The sequence below is a fragment of the Rhodococcus sp. 06-470-2 genome (assembly GCF_002258235.1).
Classification (GTDB): domain Bacteria; phylum Actinomycetota; class Actinomycetes; order Mycobacteriales; family Mycobacteriaceae; genus Rhodococcoides.
This window is the reverse complement of the sequence record NZ_NOYB01000033.1, coordinates 21,171-35,907: the sequence shown is the minus strand read 5'-3', so window position 1 is coordinate 35,907 and position 14,737 is coordinate 21,171. Positions and strand designations below refer to the sequence as shown.

Here is a 14,737-nt window from a genome sequence, read left to right as displayed (position 1 = left end):
CACGCAAAACGCTCGGCTGGAAAACTCCAGCCGAGCGTTTACGTGATCTACTGACAGGCATCTGACCATCAGGTGTTGCGAGGACCCCTAGAATCCGCCAACGGGTTGGGGGGCTTTCTCGTGTTGGGGTGACTACACCGCGATGCGGCGGCGATTGTGACGAGCGTGCAGTTCCCGCTCGGTCTCGGACATCCCGCCCCAGATCCCGTAGGGCTCGCTGACGTTGAGAGCGTGTGTACGGCATTGAGCGAGTACGGGGCAGCTGCGGCACATTTCCTTGGCTCGCATCTCGCGCTGTGCTCGTGCCCGGCCCCGCTCGCCGTCCGGGTGGAAGAACATGGACGAATCGACGCCACGGCACAGGCCGTGCATCTGCCAATCCCAAATGTCGGCGTTCGGCCCAGGGAGGTGATTCGGCTGCGGCATGGAAACTCCTAGGGTGGTGTGGCTTCTCGGATTCGTGATCCGAATGTCGACAACGTTATGTGGATCGACGAAATCGAGTCAATAGTTCTCTGTCGTGGGCAAATGCATAGTTATGGGGCAAAGAATTAACACGGGCGATATTTACTTCGACTCACCCGCATGCGTGTCCTTCCTGTTGAAGAATCCGCCGACACGCGAGACGATGAGAGTGCACAGGCTGTGCGGCTGCCGATGCGGTGCGCTCCGACGCAGACGTCCCGCGGCGGTTCGACGAGACTCCAGCTGGATCCGACCGGAACCTTGTTGTCGGTATTTCTGCTGATCACAGCAGTGTCGGTGGTGCCGAGCGTAGTCCGGATCAACACCTCGGGCTCGACGTCGGTTCCCTCGACCGAGCCCGCACGGAGTGTCCGAGACGATCGCGTGGATCGCGGGGCGACGTTCGAGTGGGCGCGGATTCGGCAGGCTGTGCGTCGTGAGCCGAATGAGCGATCGAGTGTGCCGATTAACCTATTCGCCACACAGCGTTCAGATTCTCGTCTTCGAATCGGCCCGTGTTCACATTGTTAATTCCTTGAAAACTGCTTTCTGCGCACAGGAAACGATGCGCCGATGCCCCTTTCGGTCCGATAGCGAATTCGCCCCACGTAATAACGTCGCCACGAATCGGTAGGACTCGGGCGCGGTTCGGCGCAGGCTCAGGCCCTACCCTTGCGTCCGTGCCATCAGAGCAGAGCTCGCTGTTCACCGCGACGCAGTCCGAACTCTTCGACGCTGCCTTCGGCAGCAACCCCGGCCGATTTCCGCTCCCGGCCGCCACCGATTCGCGAGAGAGCTGGTTTCGCAGTGTCGCGTTGGCGGGCCAGGGTCGATACAGCGCCGCCGAAATCGAGCTTCGGAGGCATCGGCCCCGTGGCCCGGAACTTCGGTCGCTGCACGCCTCGACCAGAGCGTCGTGGCTGCGTCAGGTGGGCGAACACGAGCGAGCCCGCCGATTCGACGGCATGGCTGTCATTCTCGTCGGTCTCGTAGGGCCGTCGGAATCCGAGGACTCCGTTCAGGCCCGTAGCGATGCGCTGACCGGCCTGGCCGCAGATGCATTGGGAAGCGGACGGTTTCACCTCGCGGACACCCTCCTGGCCCGCAGTGCGGGCCAGCGGCACGGCCACGTCGGTCGGGGATCGTGGCGCCCGGCACTGCGGGCGGCGTGGGTGGCGGCCGAGTTGGCGATGATGCGCGGCGACGGACCCGAGGCAGTCCGACACGCCGAGGCCGCTCGAGCTCTCGCCGAAGATGCCGATTCGTTACGGCACATCGTCAAGACCGACCTGGTGGTTGCGGCCGCACTGAGTTGTGCCGGTGAGACCTCCCGTGCCCGTGAGTCGGCCGTCCAGGTGGCCTGTGCTGCGGAGATGGCAGGTCTGCTACCCCTGCGCTGGGCCGCCACGATGCTCTTCGAGGGAACAGGCGGGGTCGATGCCGGGATGATCGCCTCCGGCGACTTGGCTGCCGCCATCGATCGCCTGGGTGGTTCGACGGTCGGTTGACCAGGACCTGGGTCGGAGTCGGACCGATTGGTTCGGTTGTGACCGGGTGGTGTCGCTATCCTTGGTCTCGTTCCACCACCACGTGGAAGCGCTCCCAGGCGGGTGCGTACCTGTAACGCGGGGAAATTTGTCGACGATGAACAGTGCGGGTGAGGAGCTTGACTCTTTCGTCGTTGCCGCAGCGCAAGGCGATCGACTGGCTCTGTCCCGGGTCTTGGAGTTCATCCGACCACTCGTCGTTCGGTACTGCCGGGCACGGGTCGGTTCGGCCGAACGCGGTCAGCTTTCGGCCGACGACGTGGCGCAGGAGGTCTGTTTGGCAGTCATGACCGCCTTGCCGCGATACCAGGACCAAGGTCGTCCGTTCATGGCATTCGTGTACGGCATCGCGGCTCACAAGGTCGCCGACGCCCATCGCAGCGCCTCGCGTAACAAATCGGACCCGGCCGCCGAAGTACCAGATGTCGTGTCGATGGAGCACGGACCGGAGCAACGCGCTCTCGAATCCGAGTCGAGTCGACAGATGACTGCACTGCTGGACACCTTGCCCGCCAAGCACCGCGAGATTCTGGTGCTCCGACTGATAGTCGGATTGTCGGCCGAGGAAACAGCAGCCGCCGTCGGCAGCACTGCAGGCGCTATCCGCGTGGCTCAGCACCGAGCTATCGCAAAACTGAAGAACGAAGTTGTGAGAGCAGGTGAAATGTATGGCTAGGGACAATGGTCACGGTGGCCCCGGTGAGACCCCGCGTCGCGGAATCTCGCGTATCGGTGAGCACGTGAACTCCACTGGACCGAAGCAGAACGATCCCTATGCCGACATCGGCGCAGACGGTGGTCCAGTGGACCTCGTCGCCGTACGTCGTGACGATGCGTTCATCGACGCGATCAGTGGTGACGGACCGATTGCCACCGATGACGCAGACGAGTACCAACTCGCCCTACTGTTGGCCAATTGGCGAGCAGACGTGGTCACGCCGGCGATGCCGGCCGGACCCTCCCTCGACGTGGTCGTCGCGTCGGTCGAACGCGAGAAGCTCGCCGCCGACATGGCTCGCTCGAGCTCGGCCAACCGCGGTGGACGGATGCGTTTGTTGCGTCCCATCGCCGGTGCCGCAGCCGCGATCGCCGTCGTGATGGGTGGCCTGGTGGTCATCTCGTACAACTCGACACCGGACGATCCGCTGTGGAGCGTCAAGTCGGTCGTCTTCTCCGAGCAGGCCGATTCGACCGTGGCGCAGATCGATACGACGTCCAAACTGCAGGAGGCGGAAAATCTTCTGTCCTCCGGGGACACCACTGCCGCTCGCGCACTGCTCGACGGTGCGTCGAACAGCAGTTCCGCTGTGCTCGACGACGCGCAGCGAGCCGAGCTCGATCAGTGGCTGGCGCGTCTGCTGCAGGAACTGCAGGCTCTGACGCTGCCCGCGCCCGTCCCGCCGCCTGCCGATGTGATCCCGGCTCCGGTGCCCAGCTCGGAGGTCGTGTTGCCACAGGCTCCGGTGGATCAGGTCGCACCCGACACCACGGGTGTGCCGATCACTCCGGCTCCGACGACGACACCCGTGGTTCCGCCCACCACGACGACCCCGAGTCCGACGACGACCACCGATGTCACGCCGACGGTGGTTCAGGAGCCCGATCAGCCGACAGCGACCGCTGGAGGCAGTTCGTCGGAGAACCGCGACCGCATGTCGGTTCCGTCCGGCGGCAGCTGACCGGGTTTCGATTCCCCACCGAACGACGAAGAAGCCCGACACGATGATCGTGTCGGGCTTCTTCGTGTGTAGATGCGGAAAGGGTCAGCTGTCGAATCCGTCGCCGTGCAACGCGTCGTTCATCGAAGCGTCGGCGAACCCGCGGCAGTAATCCCAGGTCACGTAGGCGTCGGGGACGGGGTCGTAGGCGGGCTCGTGCGGACGGACGGTTCCGTCGACCAGAAGCTGCAGAAGGTTCGCCCGCAACATGTCCCAGTCGTGGTAGTGGTCCTGCTGGCAGTCCTCGCAGCACACGACCAGTCCGCGGATGCCGCGGTGGCCGAGCAGTGCCTCGTAGACAGCCAGGTCCGCCAGGTCTTCCTCGACGGCCAGGCGCTCCTGAGGATCGAGGGGTTGGCCTGGCTCGATGGCGTCGAGGGCGGCCGACGGGTCGGCTGGGTCTCCGGCGAACGGATCCGGGGGTAGACCGGGAGGCAGTTGATCGCGCACGCCTCCACGGTACGCAGGACTTGTGGGTCTGCGCCAGCCGTTCGAATGCGACATGCCGGACGCGCCCGCCGCCGACAATGCTGCGGACTGCGATTTCGGTGCTCGAAGCCACTCACAGCGGGAGGCATTCGCACTGGTTGTGCCCTAGCCGATACCATGGTTCACGGCGCTGAACAGATGAGTGCAAGTGCCGAAACTCCATCCGTTCTCCAACACCGCATTGCGGTGCGCCTGCGAGCTCTCACCGGCCGCACGCCGCGCCGAAGTGCAACCAGGCTCTAGGGAGGGCCAGATTCGTATGAGTAGTCCCGGAGCCCACGTCCGCACAGGCGGCGACGATCCCAACAAGGTCGCGATGCTCGGCCTCACGTTCGACGACGTCCTGCTGCTGCCGGCCGCTTCGGATCTGATTCCCAGCTCGGTCGACACCTCGAGCCAGATCACCCGCGAGATCCGCCTGCGGGTACCGCTGGTCAGCTCCGCCATGGACACCGTCACCGAGGCGCGGATGGCCATCGCCATGGCCCGCGCCGGCGGTATGGGTGTGCTGCACCGCAACCTGTCGCTGCAGGATCAGGCGTCGCAGGTCGAGACGGTCAAGCGCTCGGAGGCCGGGATGGTCACCGACCCCGTCACCTGCAAGCCCACCGACTCGTTGGCCGAGGTCGACGCCATGTGTGCGCGCTTCCGGATCTCCGGTCTTCCGGTCACCGACGAGACCGGTGCGCTGGTCGGCATCATCACCAACCGCGACATGCGGTTCGAGGTCGATCAGAACCGCCGCGTCGCCGACGTCATGACCAAGGCGCCGTTGATCACCGCGCAGGAGGGCGTCACCGCGGAAGCGGCGCTCGGTCTGTTGCGTCGCCACAAGATCGAGAAGCTGCCGATCGTGGACGGCAAGGGCGCGCTCACCGGCCTGATCACCGTGAAGGACTTCGTCAAGACCGAGCAGCACCCCGATGCCACCAAGGACCGTGACGGTCGCCTGCTGGTCGGTGCCGCGGTGGGCGTCGGGCAGGACGCCTGGGCTCGATCGATGGCTCTGACCGACGCCGGGGTGGACGTCATCATCGTCGACACCGCGCACGGCCACAATTCGCAGGTACTCGAGATGGTCAGCAAGCTCAAGGCCGAGGTGGGCGACCGCGTACAGGTCGTCGGCGGCAACGTGGCCACCCGAGCGGGCGCACTCGCCCTCGTCGAGGCGGGTGCGGACGCGGTCAAGGTCGGCGTCGGGCCTGGATCGATCTGCACCACCCGCGTTGTCGCAGGCGTCGGCGCTCCGCAGATCACCGCCATCCTCGAAGCCGTCGCGGCGTGCAAGCCACACGGTGTGCCGGTCATCGCCGACGGCGGTCTGCAGTTCTCCGGCGACATCGCCAAGGCGCTCGCTGCGGGTGCGTCGACCGCCATGCTCGGATCGTTGCTGGCCGGAACCGCAGAGTCGCCGGGCGAGCTGATTCTGGTGGGCGGCAAGCAGTTCAAGAGCTACCGCGGCATGGGTTCGCTCGGCGCGATGCAGGGGCGAGGGGGAGCGAAGTCGTTCTCCAAGGACCGCTACTTCCAGGACGACGTGCTGGCCGAGGACAAATTGGTGCCCGAGGGCATCGAAGGTCGCGTCCCGTACCGCGGTCCGTTGACCCAGGTCATCCACCAGCTCACCGGTGGTCTGCGCGCTGCGATGGGGTACACCGGTTCCACCTCGATCGAGGACCTGCAGAAGGCTCAGTTCGTGCAGATCACTGCGGCCGGGCTCAAGGAGAGCCACCCGCACGACATCACGATGACCGCAGAGGCCCCGAACTACACCACCCGATAGTCGCCTCGGCCCTTCCTCGGCCGATTCGATTCGCTCTCGAAGTAGAAAGGTGCGCGCGTGCGCGACCTCGTTGAAATCGGCATGGGCAGAGAAGCCCGCCGCACCTACCAGCTGGACGACATCGACATCGTGCCGTCCCGTCGTACCCGGTCGTCGAAGGAGGTGTCGACGGCATGGCAGCTCGATGCGTACCGCTTCGACATTCCCGTTCTGGCGCATCCGACCGATGCTCTGGTCTCGCCCGAGTTCGCGATCGAGCTGGGTCGCCAGGGTGGGCTGGGTGTCATCAACGGTGAAGGACTGTGGGCGCGCCACGCGGACGTGCAGGCGAAGCTCGATCAGCTGATCCACATCGCCGAGACCGATCTCGATCCGGACGCACCTATCGCCTTCCTGCAGGAACTGCACGCGGCACCGCTTCGGCCGGATCTGCTGGCCGCGGCCGTCGGTCAGGTCCGTGACTCCGGGGTGACCGTCGCCGTTCGGGTGAGCCCGCAGAACGCTCGCTCGCTCACCCCCGCCCTGGTGGCGTCGGGTCTCGATCTGCTGGTCATCCAGGGCACGATCATCTCCGCCGAGCACGTGGCTCACGGTGAGGACGAGCCGCTGAACCTCAAGACCTTCATCGCGGAGCTGGATGTTCCCGTCATCGCAGGCGGCGTGAGCGATCACCGCACCGCGCTGCACCTGATGCGCACCGGCGCTGCAGGCGTCATCGTCGGTTACGGCTCGGTCGAAGGTGGCACGACCACCGGTGAGGTGCTCGGCATCGGCGTTCCGATGGCCACCGCCATCGCCGATGCGGCCGCGGCACGTCGGGACTACCTGGACGAAACCGGCGGGCGCTACGTGCACGTCATCGCCGACGGCGACATCACCACCTCCGGTGCCCTCGCCAAGGCCATCGCCTGCGGTGCCGATGCTGCGGTTCTCGGTGCTCCGCTTGCCGTCGCCGCGGAGGCTCCCGGCGGAGGTTGGTACTGGCCGTCGGCCGCGGCGCATCCGTCCATGCCGCGCGGGGCGCTGCTGCCGATGTCGGCGGGGGAGCGGCCGAGCCTGGATCAGGTGCTCAACGGACCGTCGCGTGAGTCGTACGGCTCGATCAACCTCGTCGGCGGGCTGCGTCGGTCGATGGCGAAGTCCGGGTACTCCGATCTCAAGGAATTCCAGAAGGTGGGCCTGAACGTCAGGGCTTGATCGACTCTGCTCCGACAGGGCGCGTACTCCTTTCACTCAGGGGGGCGCGCCCTTTCTGCTGCATGTCGTCCACGTAAGCCGACCCTGTGTTGGTGGTACCTCTCGTAACAGCTAGAATCGGTTGTGGCGGTAGTCACATGGGGGTGTGCATACTGTTCGACAGCATCGGATGTAGCGGAGGTCACCATGGGTTCAGCTGTTCGCGCAACGGATTACGACGTCTTGATCGTCGGTTCGGGCTTCGGCGGAAGCGTCACCGCGCTTCGGTTGGTGGAGAAGGGATACCGCGTCGGCATCCTGGAAGCCGGACAACGCTTCGAGGACAAGGACTTCGCGAAGAACAGCTGGGATCTCAAGCGCTTCCTGTGGGCACCGAAGCTCGGCCTCTACGGCATCCAGCGGGTGCACCTGCTGCGCGACTGCCTCATCCTCGCCGGTGCCGGAGTCGGCGGCGGTTCGCTGAACTACGCGAACACCCTCTACAAGCCCCAGGCACCGTTCTTCGAGGACAAGCAATGGGCGCACATCACCGACTGGAGCAGTGAGCTCTCCCCGTTCTACGACCAGGCCACCCGCATGCTCGGTGTCGTCCGCAACCCGCACATGACCCCCGCCGACGAGGTGATGAAGTCGGTCGCCGAGGACATGGGTGTCGCCGATACCTTCATCCAGACACCGGTGGGAGTGTTCTTCGGCGAAGAACCGGGCAAGACGGTCCCGGACCCGTACTTCGGCGGAGCAGGCCCCGAGCGCACCGGATGCATCGAATGCGGCGAGTGCATGACCGGTTGCCGCCACGGAGCCAAGAACACCCTGCTCAAGAACTACCTTGGCCTGGCCGAGCGCGCAGGAGCCGAGATCGTTCCGATGACGACCGTCACCGGTCTCGTTCCCCGATCCGACGGGACCTGGGACGTCGACACCGAACGAACCGGTGCCCGGCTGCGCAAGGGCCGCAAGACCTACAGTGCGGCCAATGTGGTTCTCGCTGCGGGCACCTGGGGTACGCAGAACCTGCTGCACAAGATGAAGGACACGGGTGCGCTGCCCCGTCTGTCGGACACGCTCGGGGAACTGACCCGCACCAACTCCGAGTCGATCGTCGGGGCCGCGAAGCTGGCGGTCGATCCGAACATGGATCTCACGCACGGTGTGGCCATCACGTCCTCGTTCCACCCCAGTCCCAGCACACACATCGAACCGGTCCGGTACGGCAAGGGCTCGAACGCGATGGGCATGCTGCAGACACTGATGACCGACGGCGGCGGAAGGATCCCGCGGTGGCTCAAATTCGTGTTCGCCATGATCGCTCATCCGATTCAGTTCGTCCGCGTCGTCAACGTCCGGCACTGGAGCGAGCGCACCATCATCGCGCTCGTCATGCAGAACCTGGACAACTCGATCACCACGTTCACCAAGCGCGGAGCCTTCGGCCGCAAGATCTCGAGCAAGCAGGGGCACGGTGAGCCCAACCCGACGTGGATCCCGGAGGGCAACGACGCCACCCGACGCATCGCCAAGAAGATCGGTGGTGTGGCAGGCGGTACGTGGGGAGAGTTGTTCAACATTCCGCTCACGGCCCACTTCCTCGGTGGCTGCGCGATCGCCTCGGATCCCGAGCACGGCGTCATCGATCCGTACCACCGCGTCCACGGCTACCCGACGCTCAGTGTGGTCGACGGCGCTGCCGTATCGGCCAACCTCGGAGTCAACCCGTCGCTGACGATCAGCGCGCAGGCCGAGCGTTCGGCCGCGCTGTGGCCGAACAAGGGCGAGCTGGATCTCCGTCCGGCGCAGGGGTTGCCGTACCAGCGCCTCGATCCGATCGCCCCGAACTCCCCGGTCGTGCCGGTGGATGCTCCGGGTGGTCTGCGACTGCCGATCGTCGAGATCCGGTCGGGTTCGTCGGCGATGCCAGTCGAGCATTCGGGTGTTGCATGACCACTGCGGCAGTCCCACTAGACTGACCCGGTGACCGACTCCTCTGCACACGATCCCGCACACGCACGCCCGGTTCTCGTCGTCGATTTCGGCGCCCAGTACGCGCAGTTGATCGCCCGCCGTGTGCGCGAGGCCAATGTGTACTCCGAGGTGATCTCGCATACCGCCACTGCCGAGGAGATCGCGGCGAAGGACCCTGTCGCGCTCGTTCTGTCCGGCGGACCCTCCAGCGTCTACGCAGAGGGTGCGCCCGAGCTCGATTCCGCGCTCCTCGACCTCGGCATCCCCGTGTTCGGCATCTGCTACGGATTCCAGGCCATGGCCCAGGCCCTCGGCGGAACCGTCGAACACACCGGAACGCGGGAATACGGCCGCACCCAACTCAGCGTGGACGGCGGTCGTCTGCACGACGGTCTGCCCGCCACGCAGCCGGTCTGGATGAGTCACGGTGATGCCGTCACCGCGGCCCCGGAGGGCTTCACCGTCACCGCCACCAGCGCAGGCGCGCCGGTCGCTGCCTTCGAGAACGAGGGCAAGCGTATGGCGGGCGTGCAGTATCACCCCGAGGTTCTGCACTCCCCGCACGGGCAGCAGGTGCTCAGCCGATTCCTGCACGAGACGGCGGGTATTGCGCCGGACTGGACTGCAGCCAACATCGCCGACGCTCTGGTCGACGCCGTGCAGGAGCAGGTCGGCCCGACGGGCAAGGCCATCTGTGGCCTCTCGGGCGGCGTCGACTCCGCAGTGGCGGCGGCGCTGGTGCAGCGGGCGATCGGTGACCGTCTGACCTGTGTCTTCGTCGACCACGGACTACTGCGCGCCGGCGAGCGTGAGCAGGTGCAGCAGGATTTCGTCGCCGCGACGGGTGCCAAGTTGGTCACCGTCGATGCGGTCGACACCTTCCTCGGCGCACTCGAGGGTGTCTCGGACCCCGAGGAGAAGCGCAAGATCATCGGCCGCGAGTTCATCCGAAGCTTCGAAGGCGCGGTGGCCGAGGTGCTGGGCGAGAACGCCGAGCACGGCGACGCGGTCCAGTTTCTGGTGCAGGGCACGTTGTACCCGGATGTCGTCGAGTCCGGCGGCGGGTCCGGTACTGCCAACATCAAGAGCCACCACAACGTCGGCGGCCTGCCGGACGATCTTCAGTTCGCCCTGGTCGAGCCGCTTCGCGCACTGTTCAAGGACGAGGTGCGTGCCGTCGGACGAGAACTGGGATTGCCCGAGGACATCGTCGGCAGGCAGCCGTTCCCAGGACCGGGTCTGGCGATTCGCATCGTCGGTGAGATCACCCGCGACCGTCTGAACACGCTCCGTCATGCCGATTCGATTGTCCGAGAAGAACTTACGGTCGCGGGCTTGGATCAACAGATCTGGCAGTGTCCGGTGGTGCTGTTGGCCGACGTACGCAGTGTCGGGGTGCAGGGCGACGGCCGTACCTACGGCCATCCGATCGTGCTCCGTCCGGTCTCGAGCGAGGACGCCATGACGGCGGACTGGACTCGTTTGCCCTACGACGTGCTCGAAACGATCTCGACTCGGGTGACCAACGAGGTTCCTGAGGTCAACCGAGTCGTTCTCGACGTCACGAGCAAGCCGCCGGGCACCATCGAGTGGGAGTAGCGGACTCAGCTCTTCTTGCTGGGTCCCAGCAGTAGCGCGAAGCCGACCACCACCGCGACGACGACGAACACCCAGCGGAACTGGACGTCGCCCAGTGCCGCTATCGCTCCCTGGCCGATGAGTGCTGCGACCGAGACGACCATGGTGGCCAGCCCGGCGAGCAGCAGCAGTGCCGAGGGGCCGCGTCGGCTCGAAGTGCGATTCTCGCCGGAGGGATCGTCGTAGTCGCCGACACGGTCGGTCTCGTTCTTCTTCACCGGTTCCCCACTTTCAGTTCGCCGAGTGCCAGATCGCCGACGATCGTCAGTACCGGATCATCGCTGCTCGTTCCCGGGCCGAACCGTGTGTCGGTGGGGCACGAACCCAACGCCGCCTCGCACTGCACGATCACGTTCATCGAATCGGGCACGGTCACCGACGCACTGCCCAGCGCCACGTCGATCTCGACGGTGCGGTTCTCGGTGAGGGCGAGGCCCGTGAGGTCGAGGTCCAGTTCACCCATACCGACGTCGTAGGTGTCCGCGAGATCGGCAACGGCGGTCGGTGCGACGCGCTGGGTTCCCGACGCACTCTCGCCCATGTCCATCGGATCGACCGCTGAGGCCAGGACGACGAAGCCGGCCAGAGGTGCCGCGATCACCAGCAATCCGTAGCCCTTGCGCAGGAATGCGCCGATCACGAGTCCGACGGAGACGACGGCGAGAGCGACGGCTCCGACGCGGCCCGGCGAGGCCCAGTCGCCACCGGTTGCGGCACCGACCGCCGCGGTGATGCCGGCAGCGAGCAGGGCCAGGCCGAGAAAGCTTGCCGTCCACCGTGATCGACGCTTCCGTTCGATCGCCGCGGGCGGGAATGTCCCGGTCGGTTCGGGAAGATCCCAGGCGAACGGTGCCACCCCGAGCGGGTCCCACGACGGCGGAGTCACGGTGTGCATGTCGGTCGGCGTCTCGGTCGGCTTCTCGACGGGTGCGGTTGCCTTGCTCAGGTTCACGGTGTGCGCGTCTGTGCCGGTGTCGGAGCCGGAGTACTCGACAGTCTTCGGAGTCGGAACGTAGCTCTTCGGCAGAGTCGTGTACGGCGTGTATCGCTCGTACTGGAACTGCGGCGGACGATACTGCGCGGCCGTCCACTGTTCTGCCGACGTGTTGGAGCCGAAAGGCATGGGGGCGTAGCGGTTACGGGAGAACTCCGCCGTCCGCATGTACGGCGGCGGCTCCGGGCACCGTTGGTGCAGCAACCACAGTCCACCGAGCATCGCCACCAGAGAGATCAGCCCCGAACCTCCGAGTCCGACACCCACAGGGCCGATCGTCGACACCGCGATGACCAATGCCACCGCCACGACCACCATCTTGGTCGTCGAATCGGAGCTGTTGCCACGCCCGACGAGCGACTCCGCACCCGACGCCGTGTCACCGGCGCGGCTGAGCACCAGCCACGCCGCCAGATACAGCACGATGCCGGTACCGCCGAACAATGTGGAGACGACGAACGCGATCCGAATCAGAACGGGGTCGACGTCGTAGCGATAGCCGATACCGGCCGCAACACCCGCCACATGCCCGCGTTGCGGCAAGCGGTGCGGACGGGTGCGCCACATCTGCTGAAGTTGATCCGAGACGGTCACGTTGCTCATGCCAACCATCGTGTCCGCCACGACCACTGAACACATCAGGGATACCCCTGATCTTCGTCCCCGACATCGGGCCCACCTCGACAAAGCCGCGAAAAACATCAGGGCGAACCCTGATGCGACCACCACCGCATCCGTGCCAGGATCGAGGGCGTGCACCCTGTCGACAATCCACCCGTCGACGCCGCCCGGAACACACCGTCCCCGGCAGGCGACGCGACGGCAACCCACACCACGTCAGCCGTGCCCATCACCCCCGTTCCCCCCATCGCTCCTGCAGGCCTTGCTCCTGCTTTTCCTGTCACTCCAGCAGGCTCCGCTTCTGCTTTTCCTGTCACTCCTGCAGGCTCCGCGCCTGCTTTTCCTGTCGCTTCTGCAGGCTCCGCTCCTGCTTTTCCTGTCGCTTCTGCAGGCTCCGCTCCTGCCCCCTACCAACGCCGCGGCGGCGGACGCATCGTCGGCGGCGTGGCAGGCGGGCTCGCCGACCATCTCGGCGTCGACGTGTTCAAGGTTCGGGTGGCGTTCGCGCTGCTCGCCGCATCCGCCGGTGCCGGAATCGCCGCATACGGATTGATCTGGATGTTCACGCCCGCGGGCGAGGACACTGCGCATCCGAGTGCCGCCGAACGCCAGCGTGCGCTCGGGTTGGCTGCCATCGGACTCGGCCTCGCCGTCGGGCTCGCCTGGCTGCTCAGCGGTACCGCTGCATCGGTCATCGTGCCGGTCATCGTCGTGGTGATCGGTGCAGCCCTGGTCTGGCGTGAGTTCGACTCCGAGGGACCACGAACTGCTCTCGGCCTGCCCAAGCATCCGAGCGTGTTGAGTTGGGCGAGGGTCGTCGGCGGAGCGACGTTGATCGTGCTCGGCCTCGCCGTGGTGGTGCTCGCCCGCGTCGATCTGGCCGCGCTGCGCTCGTCACTGCTGGCGGTGGTGGTCACTCTCGTCGGCGTCGGCCTGTTGACGGTTCCCATCTGGTTGCGCACCTGGCGCGCGCTCGGTGCCGAGCGGTCTGCACGCATCCGCAACGACGAGCGCGAGGAAATCGCCTCGCACCTGCACGATTCGGTGCTCCAGACACTGGCCCTGATCCAGAAACAGTCCGATCAGCCGCACGAGGTGATGCGGTTGGCGCGCGGGCAGGAGCGCGAACTCCGCAAATGGCTGTTCGACGGCGGAGACACCGACAACTCCAGCTTGGCCGACGCACTCAAGACCATCTCCGGTGAGGTCGAGGATCAGCACGGCGTGACGGTTCGACCCATCACTGTCGGCGACGTCCACCTACTGCCCGACGACATCGAGTCGGGCCTGTCCCGTGAGAGCTTCACCGCGCTGCTGGGTGCCACGCGAGAGGCTCTCGTCAACGCGGCCAAGCATTCCGGTGAGACCAATATCGATCTGTTCGCCGAAACCGAACCGGAACAGGTCAGCGTTTTCGTCCGCGATCGCGGTACCGGCTTCGACGAATCCGAGGTACCCGAGGATCGACAGGGACTGGCGAAGTCCATTCGGGGACGCATCGAGCGCCGCGGTGGCACGGTGCAGGTACGGTCGACCGTCGGCAAGGGAACCGAAGTGCGAATCTTCATGCCTCGCAACGGAGCCTCCGTCACCACCGAATCGTCCGAATCAACCCAGCAGGAGCAGTCGACGTGACCGAACCTTTCCGCGTTTTCCTCGTCGACGACCACGCGGTGTTCCGTTCCGGTGTGCGAGCCGAACTCGCTCGCGAGGCGGACATCGACGTCGTCGGGGAAGCCGGAGGCGTCTCCGAGGCGGTCTCGGGCATCGAATCGACGAAGCCGGACGTGGTGTTGCTCGACGTGCACATGCCCGACGGCGGCGGCGTCGCGGTGTTGAACCGCATCTCCGAGGGGCCGGTCTGTCTCGCCCTGAGTGTGTCCGATGCCGCCGAGGACGTCATCTCCGTCATCCGTGCCGGGGCGAGGGGATACGTCACCAAGACGATCTCCGGCTCGGAGCTCGCCGACGGTGTTCGACGCGTCGCCGGGGGAGATGCCGTCTTCAGCCCCCGTCTGGCCGGGTTCGTCCTCGACTCGTTCACCGGTCGCAGCGCTGCCCCGGAGCCCCCGCTGGATCCGGAACTGGATTCGCTGACGCCCCGTGAACTGGAGGTGTTGCGGTTGTTGGCACGCGGGTACACCTATCGTGAGATCGCGGAGGATCTGTTCATCTCCGTCAAGACCGTCGAGACCCATGCCTCGAACGTTCTCCGAAAGACTCAGCAGTCCAACAGGAATGCGCTCACGCGATGGGCGCACAAGCGTCGAATCGACTAGGCACCCGACGTCCGGACACGGGATCACGCTTGACCTTCGACCAA

The 14,737-nt window shown here is 65.8% G+C and carries 13 protein-coding genes; 9 read left to right on the top strand and 4 right to left on the bottom strand.

The window, feature by feature from the left end:
* Positions 1–132: 132 nt before the first annotated feature.
* On the bottom strand, positions 133–426 hold the full coding sequence (locus CH276_RS18785; protein WP_027496361.1) for a WhiB family transcriptional regulator: 294 nt from the start codon (positions 424–426) through the stop codon (positions 133–135).
* Between the two features lie 719 nt (positions 427–1,145).
* Between CH276_RS18785 and CH276_RS18775 the strand changes: the two genes are divergently transcribed.
* The 3 genes from CH276_RS18775 (at position 1,146) to CH276_RS18765 (ending at position 3,691) form a co-directional block, all read left to right on the top strand.
* Positions 1,146–1,973 (top strand): hypothetical protein, encoded by an 828-nt coding sequence (locus CH276_RS18775; RefSeq protein WP_254924058.1) that lies wholly within the window; start codon positions 1,146–1,148, stop codon positions 1,971–1,973.
* A 136-nt stretch (positions 1,974–2,109) separates the two neighbouring features.
* On the top strand, positions 2,110–2,688 hold the full coding sequence (locus CH276_RS18770) for a sigma-70 family RNA polymerase sigma factor (protein WP_032397500.1): 579 nt from the start codon (positions 2,110–2,112) through the stop codon (positions 2,686–2,688).
* Positions 2,681–3,691, top strand: a complete 1,011-nt coding sequence (locus tag CH276_RS18765; protein WP_052050144.1) for an anti-sigma-D factor RsdA — start codon at positions 2,681–2,683, stop codon at positions 3,689–3,691. Before CH276_RS18770 ends, CH276_RS18765 begins: the two co-directional genes overlap by 8 nt.
* An 84-nt stretch (positions 3,692–3,775) precedes the next feature.
* On the opposite strand, the gene CH276_RS18760 is transcribed toward CH276_RS18765, so the two are convergent.
* Positions 3,776–4,180: a DUF5319 domain-containing protein gene (locus tag CH276_RS18760; RefSeq protein ID WP_032378069.1), complete on the bottom strand. Its 405-nt coding sequence runs from the start codon at positions 4,178–4,180 to the stop codon at positions 3,776–3,778.
* A gap of 298 nt (positions 4,181–4,478) precedes the next feature.
* Between CH276_RS18760 and guaB the strand changes: the two genes are divergently transcribed.
* The 4 genes from guaB to guaA all read left to right on the top strand — a co-directional run bounded on the left by guaB (position 4,479) and on the right by guaA (position 10,760).
* A complete protein-coding gene (gene guaB, locus CH276_RS18755; protein ID WP_176459332.1) occupies positions 4,479–6,002 on the top strand; it encodes an IMP dehydrogenase in 1,524 nt (507 codons plus the stop codon).
* A 57-nt stretch (positions 6,003–6,059) separates the two neighbouring features.
* A complete protein-coding gene (locus CH276_RS18750) occupies positions 6,060–7,199 on the top strand; it encodes a GuaB3 family IMP dehydrogenase-related protein (RefSeq protein WP_032397499.1) in 1,140 nt (379 codons plus the stop codon).
* 186 nt (positions 7,200–7,385) lie between these two features.
* Positions 7,386–9,140, top strand: a complete 1,755-nt coding sequence (locus CH276_RS18745; protein WP_032397498.1) for an FAD-dependent oxidoreductase — start codon at positions 7,386–7,388, stop codon at positions 9,138–9,140.
* Between the two features lie 30 nt (positions 9,141–9,170).
* Positions 9,171–10,760 carry a glutamine-hydrolyzing GMP synthase gene (gene guaA, locus CH276_RS18740; protein ID WP_094629822.1) on the top strand — a complete coding sequence of 530 codons (1,590 nt, stop codon included), beginning with the start codon at positions 9,171–9,173 and terminating at the stop codon, positions 10,758–10,760.
* 5 nt (positions 10,761–10,765) lie between these two features.
* Here guaA and CH276_RS18735 read toward each other — a convergent pair whose 3' ends face one another.
* A complete protein-coding gene (locus CH276_RS18735; RefSeq protein WP_094629821.1) occupies positions 10,766–11,017 on the bottom strand; it encodes a hypothetical protein in 252 nt (83 codons plus the stop codon).
* The gene (locus CH276_RS18730; protein WP_254924056.1) at positions 11,014–12,396 is read right to left on the bottom strand and encodes a PspC domain-containing protein; all 1,383 of its coding nucleotides are present in this window, start codon (positions 12,394–12,396) and stop codon (positions 11,014–11,016) included. The genes CH276_RS18735 and CH276_RS18730 overlap by 4 nt, the downstream gene beginning before the upstream one ends.
* Positions 12,397–12,546: 150 nt before the next feature.
* Between CH276_RS18730 and CH276_RS18725 the strand changes: the two genes are divergently transcribed.
* Positions 12,547–14,049, top strand: coding sequence for a sensor histidine kinase (locus tag CH276_RS18725; RefSeq protein WP_094629819.1), 1,503 nt, complete (start codon positions 12,547–12,549; stop codon positions 14,047–14,049).
* On the top strand, positions 14,046–14,693 hold the full coding sequence (locus CH276_RS18720) for a response regulator (RefSeq protein WP_094629818.1): 648 nt from the start codon (positions 14,046–14,048) through the stop codon (positions 14,691–14,693). Before CH276_RS18725 ends, CH276_RS18720 begins: the two co-directional genes overlap by 4 nt.
* The last annotated feature ends 44 nt before the right edge of the window (positions 14,694–14,737 follow it).